Consider the following 13039-nt stretch of genomic DNA (forward strand, 5'->3'; position numbering starts at 1 on the left):
GTCACTGGTTCAATCCCAGTATCGCGCACAGGGTTTCCACTAGGAGCCCACGACGAGCGAGAGCTCGTCACGCGGATGTAGCGCAGTTGGTAGCGCATCACCTTGCCAAGGTGAGGGTCGCGAGTTCGAGTCTCGTCATCCGCTCCACATCGAGTGCCCCTCCAAATTGGAGGGGCACTCTTAGTTTTCTGTCTCCCGGATTTTAAGGGGGGGGTTAAGGGTTAAGGGGGGGTGAGGGGGCTCTTCCCCGTCAGCGAGAGAACTTCCAGTCAGCTGTTTATGATGTTTCTCACAGTCTTGTCGTCTCAAGGAAGTAGACATCATGAAAGCCTTTTCTCCACCTTCGTCTTCCCCGCAGGGCCTGTTACGCGGGGTCTTTGCTATTCTCGCAGCGCTACTCATCGCGTTTCTCACCGTCGTTGCGGTGCCAGCGTCTGCGCAGAATCCGACCGGGGTGTCGTCCAGCACAGCTCCGAGCTCCGAGGCCGCTACCACGAATAACCCGGAGTCCGGCCCCGATGGGGACGCCGCAGATACCGAGAGCGGCGCGACGATGCTTGTTCTCGATTCTTCTGGCTCGATGAATGCGCAAGACGCTGGCGGGCAGACCCGCCTCGACGCCGCGAAGGACGCAACGAAGAAGTTCGTCTCTGAGCTTGGTGGGACTATCCCACTAGGTCTTGTTACTTACGGCGGCACGGTCGACGAAGCACCAGAGAATCAGGAAGCAGGGTGCCAAGACATCCACGTGGTCAGTGGCCCCAAAGAGGATGTAGGGGATTCTTTCACTGGCCCGATCGATGCGCTCCATGCAAAGGGCTACACCCCGATTGGTGATTCCCTGAAGAAGGCCGCCGAGGAATTGGGTGGCCAGCACGGCACCATTGTGCTTGTCTCTGATGGAATCGATACCTGTGCGCCGCCGCCAGTATGTGAGGTGGCCAAAGAGCTTCACGAGCAGGGCGTCGATCTGGTCATCAACACCATTGGTTTTAACGTCGATGAGGAGGCCCGAAAGGAGCTCTCCTGTATTGCAGATGCCGCTGGCGGCGAGTATCTCGACGCCGATGATGCAGACTCATTGGCAGCGATGATCAAGAAGGCAGCAGGGCGCGCCGCGGACATCTATCAATCCGATGTCGAACAGATTGAAGGCAGCGAAGACATCAGCCAACCAACGCAGCTTCCACGCTGGGAGTCTGGTGAGGACTTCATCTTCCGCGCGGAGTTGGATGCCCCACCGAACGGCGGCGAGGAATCTCGCTCCGATTTCCATGCTGAGTCATGGTCGATCCCCGTCAAGCCGGGTGAGCGCTATGTGGCGACGATGTACAAGACACTTGAAGGTGCAGTGGGAACACCGAACGACCTGTATTTGAAGACATTTTTCGGCGATGGTGCAGAACCGCCAACGGGTACGCATGGTGGCGACGAAGGCTCAGATGATTGCACAGCTGACTGGGAAAGTGCGAACACCGGCACTGTATCTGAGGCCTTGGCAAACGCTAGCGCTTATACCTACGAAATCGGTTCCAAGAATTGCCAGGGCGACTTGGTCTTGACGGCGATGCGCGCAGGCCAGTACAAGGCCGATGAACCTTTCGACGTGGAGATTCTGCTTCACCGTGTTGACCCAGTATCCAACATTGACGAGCTTGTTAGTGGTCTTAGCAGCGAGCTGGACGGCGAACTCCATGCCAACGCCAACGATGCTGAACAGATGGCTCCCGGAAACTGGTTTGACAATGCCACGGAGCTTTGCAGCGGTCAGGCCATCGAAACCGACATTGTTCAGGGCGAAGCGCACGTCTACAAGGTCCCCATGAAGGAAGGACAGCAGTTGGCTGCCGCAATTAGAGCTGGAGAGGCTTCGGATAAGAAGGCTCTCCAGTACTCAGGCCTCGATGTGTCTATCCTCAATCCAGTTCGTGAGAAAGCTGGAGAGCATGAGTCTTTGATCTGGCCCGATGAGGGGGACGAGGGATCGGTCTCGGCAGCAAACCCTATTGCTTTCACTAACCGCTTCAGCTCGGATTCTGCACCCTCTTATGGCAACGCGAACTGGTTGGAGGGTGACTACTACATCGTGGTGACACTGGATGCAGGTAAAGGGAATAATCTAGCGGATAGTGAAGGCAATTTCACTGACAAACGTGCCACCATGAAATATTACCTCACGTCCAAGGTGTTGGGGGAGCCAATCCAAGGGCCCATTTATGAGCCTGTCAAGGACAAGACTGAGGCACCGAAGAGTGATGGTGACGAAGGAAATGTGGACCAAGCAGCAAGGGCCGATGAGGATAAAGGCCTCGGCCTTGGCGCTCTCGGTTATTTCCTAGCTGCGGCCTTGGGCATCATCGCTGTTGCCGTAATCATCCTGGTAGTTATCCTTCTGCGCGGACGTAGCCACTAGAAGTCTTATAAGAAACACGACCTTGCTGCTGGAGAGGACTGGGAACTTTTCCGCCGCGTGCAACGACTACTTGGTAACCTCGCGCATTTCGCGCGGGGTGAGGATTGGCTCGAGGATCCCTCCCGGCGATAGGATGAGGGAGCCTTCAATCAAAAGTTTCATCAGACCATCAAGGAGTAGTCCGGGAAATGCAGCTGCGTCAGGTCACTACGGGAATTGCCGCTGGGGCCGCGGGCCTTGCGATTGGGTTGTCCGCGCCGCTAGCGGTGGCACATGACTCAGTCATTGGCGGAAACGTGGTGGGTGACGCACCGCTGGAAGAGTTTCCGCGTGAAATCACACTAGAGTTCTCTGGTATTCCCCGGGATGACTTCAATACTTTTGCCGTGAGCGATAAGTCAAGCGGCGAGGTGCTCTTTGACGCCACCCCAACCATTGATGGCCGCAATCTCACCGTTGAGGTTCCTCAGGACATCGAACCTGGCGATGGTGAATACCAGGTAGGTTTCCGCATTACCTCCTCCGATGGCCACTCCACGCTCGGTTCCGTGCCGTTTAGCGTGGGTTCTGGGGCCGGCGGACATGAGGCTGCAGATGCTTCTGCTGATGGTGCCAAGGAAGGCGAAGAGGCGCAGGAGTCTCAGGATCCGCTGAGCTCCTTGCCCGCTGCGGCCAGATGGATCATTGGCGTAGGGGCAGTTCTCGTTGTCGGCGCAGCGCTTTTTGCCTTCGGAGCAAAGACCCGCCGCGCTGGTGGAGAAGGCTCAGAAGGCTAAACACCACCAGCCTCCGATGAGGCGAGGGTCAATCCGTACTTTCCTTAACTACTGTTACTACAGAAAGGCATGTCCCATGCTGAATACCCGTTCTTTCCTCCGTGTCTCCGTGGCGGCCCTCGCAGCCGGCAGCCTGACCTTGGCGGCTTGCTCCCCGAGCGAAGAGGATTCCGCCGCAGCTCCGTCGAGCGCTGCAAGCAGCGCGGAGAAGGACAAGGACGCAGAGACCAGTACTTCGGCTTCTTCCTCCGCTGAGTCTGGCGTAACGTTCGAGGATGCTGTTGTGCGCGCCATGGAGGAGGACTCCGATATGACCGCTATCTTCGGCACTCTCCACAACAACACGGACAAGGATATCAACGTGCTTGGCTTCAGCTCTTCGGTGAAGGCGAAGCACTATGAGATCCATGAGGTTGTCGATGGCGTCATGCAGGAGAAGGAGGGCGGCTTCGATATCCCTGCCGGCGAATCCATTGAGCTCGCGCCGGGCGGTTTCCACTTCATGTTGATGGGCGTGACCGAGCCTGTTATGGCCGGTGAGACTGCCACCCTCACGCTGGAGCTTGCCGACGGTTCCACGGTCGAGCTCGGTGACATCCCGGTGCGCACCATTGGTGCCGGCGACGAAGACTACGGCGACATGGGCCACGGATCTATGGACCATGCAGAGCACATGGACCACTCGGAGTCCGCAGACATGTCTGACGTGAAGAAGGAAGAACACGCGCACTAGAAACCAGCGTGCTCTGGGCCAAAGTAGGCAAGAAATCGGTTCTCACGAGATAGGGAGAAATCAAGGATGAGCGGGTTCGCGGAACCTGTCAGCCGGCGTGGATTACTCGCCGGAAGTGCTGTGGCGGCAAGCGCGGTAGCGCTTGCAAGCTGTGCGAAAGGGGATGAACCTGGACAGGCATCTGCGGATGCCTCCCGCGCAGCACAGGCTGGGGACGCCGGAAGCACCGGTCCGGACAGCCGCGAGGAGACCATGGGCGGCGATATCGTCGCCTTCGACGGAAAGCACCAAGCGGGCATCCAAACTCCGGTCCAAGCGCACGTGGAACTGGTGGGCTTTAACCTGAAAAAGGGGACCACCGCACGCGGCGCGGCCGCGCTCATGCGCCTGTGGACGGAAGACGCCCGCCGTCTGTGCACCGGTGAGAACCCGTTGGGCAGCCTCGAACCCGAATTGTCTACCACCCCAGCAAACCTCACCGTCACGTGCGGTTGGGGAGAGGGATTCTTCGACACGGTGGACGTCGCCAAGCCCAGCTGGCTGCGCGATATCCAGGCTTTTGACCATGATGACCTCCGCCCGGAATGGGGCCAGACAGATATCGTCCTGCAGATCTGCAGCGATGACCCTTTCACTGCCGCCTTCGTATTGCGGCATATGACCCGCGCGGGCAAAGATTACGCCGATGTTGCGTGGATCCAACAGGGATTCAGCCATGCCTATGGCTCCGCACCGAAGGGTATGACTCCGCGCAACCTCTTTGGGCAAAAGGACGGAACGGTCAATCCCCGAAGCGATGAAGACTTCAACGAACAGGTGTGGATCGAAGACGGCCCCTTCGCCGGCGGCAGCGCCATGGTGGTACGCCGCATTCACATGAACCTGGACACATGGGAGCAGCTTGATCGCGCGGCACGTGAGAACTCGACTGGGCGCACGCTCGATACCGGAGCTCCTATAGGCGCTAAGGACGAGTTCGACCCGGTGGATCTGGATGCCCGCAACGAGTTTGGGCTCAAAGCCATTGATGAAAACTCGCATGTCGCCAGAGCGCATCCGCCGGCAGAGCATCCAGAACAAAAGCTTTTGCGTCGCCCGTATAACTACAACCTGCCGCCGACTCCGGAGACCACCCAGCGCGGTGAACTTAGCAACGCGGGATTGATCTTCATCTGCTACCAGAAGGACCCGACGACGCAGTTCGAGCCTATTCAAGCGCGCCTTGATGAAGCGGATCGCCTCAATGAGTGGATTCGCCACATTGGTTCGGCCGTGTATTACATGCCGGCCGGAACTGAAGGCGAAACCTTCTGGGGCGAATCGCTCATACGCAGTTAAGAGGGGTAGACTAAGCCGCTGTAACTTTCTCGTTGAGTGCTGCTCGGCCAGGTATGTCGAGCGGCGCGTGAGCGCAAAGGAGCGCACCAAGTCATGGCGGAAATGATTCCAGCAGTCCCGGTGAACTACGAACCAATCACGGTCCCCGCCGGTACTGCCGTGGGAGCAGCGATGCGCGAGCATGAGCTGCCCAACAAGGGCCCGGAAGCTGTCGTCGTCGTCCGCGGCGCCGATGGAACCCTCTACGACCTTTCCCACACCCCGGACACGGACGCCGAGTTCACCCCGGTTGCTGCCTGCGAGGAAGACGGCCGCGCCGTTATCCGCCACTCCTGCGGACACGTCATGGCCCAGGCAGTGCAGGCGGAATTCCCCGGCACCAAGCTGGGCATTGGCCCGGCCATCGAGAATGGCTTCTACTTCGACTTCCAGACCGCTGAGCCCTTCACCCCGGAGGACCTCAAGGCCATTGAGAAGCGTATGAAGAAGATCATCAAGGGCGGCCAGCGCTTCGAGCGCCACGTCTACGCCACCACCGAAGAAGCTGAAGCGGCATTGGCCAACGAGCCCTTCAAGCTGGAGCTGGTCCAGGACAAGGGCAACGTGGATCCAGATTCCGATGAGGCCGCCGAGGTGGGCGCCGGAGATCTGACCCACTATGACAACGTAAACCCCCGCACCGGCGAGGTGGAGTGGTTTGACCTTTGCCGCGGCCCGCACGTGCCGACCACCAAGTACATCCCGGCTTTCACCCTGACGCGATCCTCTGCTGCCTACTGGCGCGGCGACCAGTCCAAGGCTGGCCTGCAGCGCATTTATGGCACCGCCTTCGAATCCAAGGAGGCCCTGGAGTCCTACAAGACCATGGTCGAAGAGGCCGAAAAGCGTGATCACCGCCGCCTGGGTGCTGAGCTGGACCTGTTCTCCTTCCCGGATGAGATTGGTTCCGGCTTCCCCGTCTTCCACCCGAATGGCGCCACCGTGCGCATGGAGATGGAGGAGCACTCCCGCCGTCGCCACATCGCGGACGGCTACTCCTTCGTGTCCACCCCGCACCTGACCAAGGGAGACCTGTTCAAGAAGTCCGGCCACCTCGACTTCTACGCGGATGGCATGTTTCCGCCGATGCAGCTCGACGGTGAGTGGGATGAGGACGGCAACTGCACTAAGCAGCCTCAGGATTACTATGCCAAGCCGATGAACTGCCCGATGCACAACCTCATCTTCGCTTCTCGTGGTCGTTCCTACCGTGAGTTGCCGCTGCGCCTCTTCGAGTTCGGCACGGTCTACCGCTACGAGAAGTCGGGCGTTATCCACGGCCTGACCCGCGCCCGCGGCTTTACCCAGGATGATTCGCACATTTACTGCACCCCGGAGCAGCTCGAAGACGAGCTGACCAAGGTTCTGGAGTTCATCATTTCCTTGCTCAAGGACTACGGTCTGGATGACTTTTACCTGGAGCTATCCACCAAGGACCCCAACAAGTACGTTGGCTCGGATGAGATTTGGGAGCGCTCCACGGCTACCTTGCAGTCGGTGGCGGAGAAGTCCGGCCTCGAGCTGGTCCCGGACCCAGCAGGCGCGGCCTTCTACGGCCCGAAGATTTCCGTTCAGGCGCGCGATGCCATCGGCCGTACCTGGCAGATGTCCACTGTGCAGCTGGACTTCAACCTGCCGGAGCGCTTTGAACTGGAGTACACGGCGTCGGATGGCTCCAAGCAGCGCCCGATCATGATTCACCGCGCACTTTTCGGTTCCATCGAGCGTTTCTTCGGCGTGCTACTGGAGCACTACGCGGGTGCATTCCCGGCGTGGCTGGCACCTCACCAGGTGGTGGGCATCCCGGTCGCCGATACCTTCGCCCCGCACCTCGAGGAAGTCTGTGCACAGCTGCGCGCACGCGGCCTGCGCGCTGACGTGGATACCTCTGATGACCGCATGCAGAAGAAGATCCGCAACCACACCACGGGCAAGGTTCCATTCATGCTGTTGGCCGGTGAGCGTGACGTGGATGCCAACGCGGTGTCCTTCCGCTTCCTCGACGGCACCCAGGTCAACGGTGTGCCCGTAGAGACAGCAATCAACGTGATTGAAGCATGGGTTCGTGAGCGCAACAACGAGCAACCGACTAAGGACACTATCGCTGAACGCTTCTAGGCGGATGCATCTAGGTAGAGGTTAGAAAAGGAGAACACACAGAGTGGGAGAGTACGTCGATACCGGCCTGGGAACCCCCGACCGCTTAGAGCGCCTGTGGGCGCCGTACCGCATGAGCTACATCAAGCGTGAGGGCGGCGCCGGCGACGTGCCCAAGGAAGCCCATAATCCGTTCGTGGAGATTCCACAGATGTCGGACGAGGACGGGCTCATCGTTGCGCGTGGCGAGTTTGTCTATTGTGTTCTCAACCTCTACCCCTATAACGCCGGGCACATGATGGTGATCCCATACCGTCAGGAATCAGAGCTGGAAAACCTCACCGAGGAAGAATCTCGCGAGCTTTTTCAGTTTGCCCAAGCCGCCATCCGCGTCCTAAAGAAGGTCTCCGGCCCCGATGCCGTCAACGCTGGCTTTAACTTGGGGCGCGCCTCGGGCGGCTCGGTGGGGCAGCACCTGCACATGCACATCGTTCCGCGCTGGAGCGGGGACTCAAATTTCATGACTATTGTGGACGGCGTCAAAGTGCTGCCGCAGCTCCTCAAAGACACCCGGTCCCTGTTGGCGCAGGGGTGGGCGGAGCTCGCCGCTGAGGGAATCATTTCAGGAGAAGCGCATGCTTAGTGTTCATGGGCGCAAACCCGCCGCCGTGGTTGTGGTCCCAGTGGCCAAACTCTTCCTGAAGGTGGGGCTCACGCCCAATGTCGTCACCGTCGTGGGCACAATCGTCACCATTGCTATTTCGGTTATCCTGATCCCGCTTGATCACCTCTTTGCGGCGGCGCTGCTGTCGGGACTCTTCGCTGCCTTCGACATGCTCGACGGCACCATGGCGCGCCTGACCACCGGCGGATCCAACTTCGGCGCGACTCTCGACGCCTCCTGCGATCGCATCACTGACGGTGCTTTGTTCGCAGCGATCGCCTATTGGATGGTGTACGTCGATAACGCCCACCCTCTCAACTTCGCCGCCTGCATGGTGGTGCTCGTGAGCTCCCAGGTCATTTCTTATGTCAAGGCGCGCGGCGAAGCCTCCGGTTTTAAGATGGTCGGCGGACTCGTCGAACGCCCCGAGCGCCTCATCTTGGGCCTCGGCGGCGTGGGGCTGGAAGGCTTGGGCGTGCCTTATGCACTCGAGGTTGCCCTGTGGCTGCTGGCCGTGGGCTCTGTCTTCACCATTTACCAGCGCATGCGCCAAGCAGCGCGTCAGGACACCAAGGCGCGTTTCAAGAAGGAACTGAAGCACATTTAGTCCGACACCCTCTTCTACCGGAAGGTACCGCGCCCTCAGCCCACACAGAAAGGCTCCCGAACCGTGGCTCTACTGGACCGTGACCGGCTGACCGCCGCCGCATACATCGCGTGCTGGAAGGTTGTGCGCTTCCTTCCCCAGCCGCTGGCAGCCTGGCTGTTCGAACGCGGCGCGGATCTGGCAAGTGACAACGGCCAAGGCATGGAACAGCTGCGCCAGAACCTGAGCCGGGTCGTGGGGGCGGAAAACGTCACGCGGGAGTTGGTGCGGGATTCGATGCGCTCCTATATGCGCTACTGGCTCGAGGCTTTCCGTTTGCCTGCTATCCATTCGGATCCGGATCTGCAGAGGCATCTATTGGCAGGTCTGCGAGGCAAGGAACATGCTGATGCCTCCGTGGCTTCCGGGCGCGGGGTGATTTTTGCGCTTCCGCACTCCGGTAATTGGGACATGGCGGGTGTCTTCTGCGTGGGGCACTATGGCGGCTTCACTACGGTGGCTGAGCGCTTGAAGCCAGAGGTGCTTTTTGACGCCTTCGTGGACTACCGCGAGAGCCTTGGCTTTATTGTCCTGCCACTGACCGGTGGCAGTTCTTCTCCTTACCCGCGTCTGAAGGACACTCTGGAACGCGGTGGGGTGGTGTGTTTGTTGTCTGAGCGGGACCTCACGCGCACCGGTGTGACGGTAGACTTCATGGGCGAAGAGGCTAACGTTGCCGCCGGCCCCGCCCAGCTGGCCATCGAGACAGGAGCTGCACTCCATGTCGTGCACTCGTGGTTTGACGGTAAGGATTGGGGGCTATCGGTCAGCCCCGAGGTGGAGGTCACTGACCTGCAGGAGACATGCCAGCGCCTTGCGGATGGCTTTGCGGAGAACATCAGGGCACATCCAGAAGACTGGCACATGTTGCAGCCGCATTGGAACGCCGATGTGGAGCGGCGGCGAGCCGCTCGCCAGAAGAAGTAGAAAGGCAGAACACAGATCATGCGCATAGGCATCATCTGCCCTTATTCCTTCGACGAACCCGGTGGAGTTCAGGCTCATATCCTTGACTTGGCGACTGTCTTCATTGAGCAAGGACACCACGTGGAAGTACTCGGGCCCGCAGCGGCGAGCACGCAGGTTCCCAGCTTTGTTCGCAAGGGTGGCTGGGCGGTGCCGATTACCTATAACGGATCCGTGGCTCGTCTCTCTATTGGCCCGCACGTGCGCCGCAATATTAAGCGTTTCATCCGCGAGGGAGATTTCGACATCCTCCATATCCATGAACCCAACTCCCCAAGTTATTCCATGGCTGCTCTGGCTGTGGTGCGCGGGCCCATCGTAGCGACGTACCATGCTTCGGCCTCGAGCTCTCTGGCATTGACCCTGGCTAAGCCTTTCCTCCGTCCGTATCTGGAAAAGGTTCGGGGAGGTATTGCGGTTTCAGAGATGGCTCGGCGCTGGCAGGTTGAGCAGTTGGGAGGGGACCCTGTGCTCATCCCTAATGGGGTCGACACCTCTGTCTATGCGCGCGAGCGTGCCCGCGCCGAGCATAAAGAGAATGATTCAGAGATTGAGATTGTGTTCTTGGGCCGGCTCGATGAGCCGCGAAAAGGCTTGGACATTCTTCTTGAGGCTCTCACGCTACTCCCGCAGCCGGTCCGGGTGACGGTTATGGGCGGGGGACACCCGCGACGCGTTCCGGGGGTTGACTTCGTGGGGCGTGTCAGTGATGCCGAGAAGGCGGCTATTTTGGGGCGCGCTGATATTTATGTGGCTCCCAATACAGGCGGCGAGAGCTTCGGCATTGTTCTTGTTGAGGCAATGGCCGCTGGATGCGCAGTGGTGGCTTCAGATCTGGAGGCCTTCGCCGCGGTGTGCAACGCAGACTCGGAGAAACCCGCAGGCGCCTTATTTAAGAACGGTGATGCGACGGACTTAGCGCGGGTGTTGCAGGATTTAGTGATCAATGCGGACAAGCGGCAGGCCTTGATTAGGGCGGGGGTGGAGCGTGCCCGCGAATACGACTGGGATCATGTGGCCGCAGCCGTCATGCAGGTATACGAGACCGTGGCGGATGGCACAAAGGTCCGGGTGTCATAAATGGCTATCGAGATAGTTATCATCCTCGCTGTGCTCCTCGTACTAGGTATGTGGGCGCTGTACACGGCGCAGCGGCTCAACTCGCTCCACATTCGCACGGACGCAGCCTTGGCACAGCTCGAAGCCACTCTGGATCGCCGCGCAGCAGTGATAAGTGCCTTGGCTCCTGAGCTTGAGGCTATCGCGGCGCGCGCAGAGTCAACGGAGCTTGTGCAAGGGCATTTCGATGAACGAGCCGCCCGGGAACGGGAGCTTTCGGCGGCCATTGCGCAGCGCTTTGAGTCACGCCCGCCCGTGCTTGCCGACGCCGAAGGTCGCATCCACCTAGCGCATCGCTTCTACAACGAGGCAGTCAGCGATACCCGCGCGCTGCGCCTGCGACCAGCCGTCAAGCTGCTGCGTCTGGGAGGAACCGCGAAATTGCCGGAGTACTTTGAGCTCAGTCAGATCGACGTGTGATTCACCCGCCCTGTCACACCCGCGCCTGATTCGCTCTTGCCACACGGTACTCAAGCAGGTGCCAGTAGACGGCACATGCGGTCATTGCCAGGATGAGCAGATTGCGCAACAGGAGCGCGTAGACCGGGTTGGGGTTTTCGCCCACAAAGAACCAGATGTAGTTATACCCATAGGGGTAGATGACGGTTCCCAAGGCCGCCGTTCCTACAGCGAGCACCGCCATGATGGCGCGTACCCCTTTAATGTCAGCGGCCACCTTCCGTGGGGTGGTGGCCGCCGTGGGAGTAGCGGAGCGAAGCGCCACCGCTAGTATCGGCCCAAGCCACACGATGTATTGCGGGGAGAAGACCTTATTTGTCGCGATGAGAAGGAGAATCGCCGCGATGAAGAAGACGAGGGAGGAGTGCGGGCTCCAATTCCCGCGCAGAAAGTGCACGAGTGCCACTCCCACGATCCACGCGAGGGCCGCTCCCATGGCGATGCTGCTCAGCGCAATCGTTGTGTCGACGCCCGGGCCGGTGATCTCAAAGCTTTTCGAGGCCGCGTATCCCATCGTCCACACATCAGGCTGGTGATGAGCTTGGTAGACGAACCAGGTGGCGGCTAGAGACTCAATCTGGAGGCCGCGTTCTCCTTGATAGGTCAATGGGGAGAGAACTCGATCCACGCTGGTCATTGCAGCCACGCCGAGGCACAGGGCAACGAGACTTCCAAAGAACACGGCTAGTCGCTGCCAGGTATCGCGAGAGGTTGCTCGCCCGACAAGCCCAGCAGCGAGGACCCCCGGCCACAGTTTCGCGGCGGTGGCCCAAGCCAACAAAACCGAGGCAAGTCTCGGGCGGGTAGCCAGAAGCGCGCCCGCGCCAGCGACAAGCAAGGCAGGATAAAGATCGAGTCGCCATGCGAATACGTGGCCCGCCGCGGTGCCGAAGAACACCCAGAACCACCCAGCGCTATACGCCCCTGGGGTGGTCCGGTGATGGCGCAGGAGAAGGGCGAGGAAGGTGGCGTCGGCAAGCAGCACCATTGCGGTAAAGCCGACGGCATAGCGCTCGAAGTTATAGCCGGTAAGCCGTGCAAGCAGGACGCTTGGCCACGTGCCGACTTGGGGATATTCCATCATGTCGCTCGGGTTCGGGCCATAGACGCCCTCCAGGTAGTACCGAACGTCCCCCAGCGGTCCCTTCTCGTTGACGAGTAGGTAGATAAGGAAAAGACGTGCCAGCACCCAGCCGGCCCAGATGCTGGGAGCCTTAGCGATTGTTTTCAATGGTGGACTCGACATCGACGGGCGGACCCAACATGAGCAGAACGCTAAAGACTACAGCTACAACGAACAGCGCGATGATTGCGGTGCGTACTGGGTGGCGGATGGCCTGTGCCAGGATCTTGTCGAAGAATCCCCGTGGCTGAGCGTCATCGCTAAACCGCCATGGGCCGGCGACGAGTCCGCGCCGCGAAACCCACACTGCAAAAGGCAAGGCCGCGAAGGGAATCACGGTGACTACCAAGCCTAGAATCCCCACGCCGAGTGACCATCGGTTGTTGATCCATACCAGCGCCGTCATAAGCAAGAAGCAGAGAAAACCGAAGCCGTGGATACCTCCCGCAATGGGGGTGAGTGCCTCGGTGGCGCCGGAGTATTTGAGGATCATCGAGAAGATCAGTAGGGCCCACGTGAACATTTCCAGGTAAGCGGCCACGCGGTGCACGCTGTGCGGGGTGGTGGAAGTCATGCGGAATATAGTACGCAACCTCTGGGCGTGGATCAGCATGTGAGTAGGATGGTCGAGGTTGGTGTGGCGGGCGCCATAACACGGCGTAGGCC

12 protein-coding genes and 1 tRNA gene are annotated in these 13039 nt (G+C 59.7%); 11 read left to right on the forward strand and 2 right to left on the reverse strand.

Going from position 1 to position 13039, the window contains the following annotated elements:
• The first annotated feature begins 71 nt into the window (after positions 1-71).
• From HMPREF2896_RS08810 to HMPREF2896_RS08860, 11 genes are all read left to right on the forward strand, one after another.
• Positions 72-147: transfer RNA gene (locus tag HMPREF2896_RS08810), tRNA-Gly, on the forward strand.
• A gap of 175 nt (positions 148-322) precedes the next feature.
• On the forward strand, positions 323-2413 hold the full coding sequence (locus HMPREF2896_RS08815; protein ID WP_070719196.1) for a vWA domain-containing protein: 2091 nt from the start codon (positions 323-325) through the stop codon (positions 2411-2413).
• Positions 2414-2601: 188 nt separating this feature from the next.
• Entirely contained in the window at positions 2602-3189 is a 588-nt protein-coding gene (locus tag HMPREF2896_RS08820) for a copper resistance CopC family protein (RefSeq protein ID WP_070719198.1), read from the forward strand.
• 76 nt (positions 3190-3265) lie between these two features.
• On the forward strand, positions 3266-3922 hold the full coding sequence (locus HMPREF2896_RS08825) for a copper chaperone PCu(A)C (RefSeq protein ID WP_083311474.1): 657 nt from the start codon (positions 3266-3268) through the stop codon (positions 3920-3922).
• 66 nt (positions 3923-3988) lie between these two features.
• Complete coding sequence (locus HMPREF2896_RS08830) at positions 3989-5260, forward strand: Dyp-type peroxidase (protein WP_070719200.1); 1272 nt, start codon at positions 3989-3991, stop codon at positions 5258-5260.
• A gap of 93 nt (positions 5261-5353) precedes the next feature.
• Positions 5354-7417, forward strand: coding sequence for a threonine--tRNA ligase (gene thrS / locus HMPREF2896_RS08835; RefSeq protein WP_070719202.1), 2064 nt, complete (start codon positions 5354-5356; stop codon positions 7415-7417).
• Positions 7418-7460: 43 nt separating this feature from the next.
• The gene (locus HMPREF2896_RS08840; RefSeq protein ID WP_070446786.1) at positions 7461-8039 is read left to right on the forward strand and encodes an ATP adenylyltransferase; all 579 of its coding nucleotides are present in this window, start codon (positions 7461-7463) and stop codon (positions 8037-8039) included.
• Positions 8032-8667, forward strand: coding sequence for a phosphatidylinositol phosphate synthase (gene pgsA, locus HMPREF2896_RS08845; RefSeq protein WP_070446787.1), 636 nt, complete (start codon positions 8032-8034; stop codon positions 8665-8667). The genes HMPREF2896_RS08840 and pgsA overlap by 8 nt, the downstream gene beginning before the upstream one ends.
• A 63-nt stretch (positions 8668-8730) precedes the next feature.
• Positions 8731-9633: a phosphatidylinositol mannoside acyltransferase gene (locus HMPREF2896_RS08850; RefSeq protein ID WP_070719205.1), complete on the forward strand. Its 903-nt coding sequence runs from the start codon at positions 8731-8733 to the stop codon at positions 9631-9633.
• Positions 9634-9651: 18 nt separating this feature from the next.
• A complete protein-coding gene (locus HMPREF2896_RS08855) occupies positions 9652-10752 on the forward strand; it encodes a glycosyltransferase family 4 protein (RefSeq protein WP_070446789.1) in 1101 nt (366 codons plus the stop codon).
• Positions 10753-11211 carry a hypothetical protein gene (locus HMPREF2896_RS08860; protein ID WP_070644906.1) on the forward strand — a complete coding sequence of 153 codons (459 nt, stop codon included), beginning with the start codon at positions 10753-10755 and terminating at the stop codon, positions 11209-11211. It begins immediately after the preceding gene.
• 13 nt (positions 11212-11224) lie between these two features.
• On the opposite strand, the gene HMPREF2896_RS08865 is transcribed toward HMPREF2896_RS08860, so the two are convergent.
• Positions 11225-12481 carry a DUF2029 domain-containing protein gene (locus tag HMPREF2896_RS08865; RefSeq protein WP_246824013.1) on the reverse strand — a complete coding sequence of 419 codons (1257 nt, stop codon included), beginning with the start codon at positions 12479-12481 and terminating at the stop codon, positions 11225-11227.
• Positions 12465-12947: a DUF3817 domain-containing protein gene (locus HMPREF2896_RS08870; RefSeq protein ID WP_070644902.1), complete on the reverse strand. Its 483-nt coding sequence runs from the start codon at positions 12945-12947 to the stop codon at positions 12465-12467. The genes HMPREF2896_RS08865 and HMPREF2896_RS08870 overlap by 17 nt, the downstream gene beginning before the upstream one ends.
• Positions 12948-13039 lie beyond the last annotated feature (92 nt).

The organism is Corynebacterium sp. HMSC069E04 (assembly GCF_001813175.1).
Classification (GTDB): Bacteria; Actinomycetota; Actinomycetes; order Mycobacteriales; family Mycobacteriaceae; genus Corynebacterium; species Corynebacterium aurimucosum.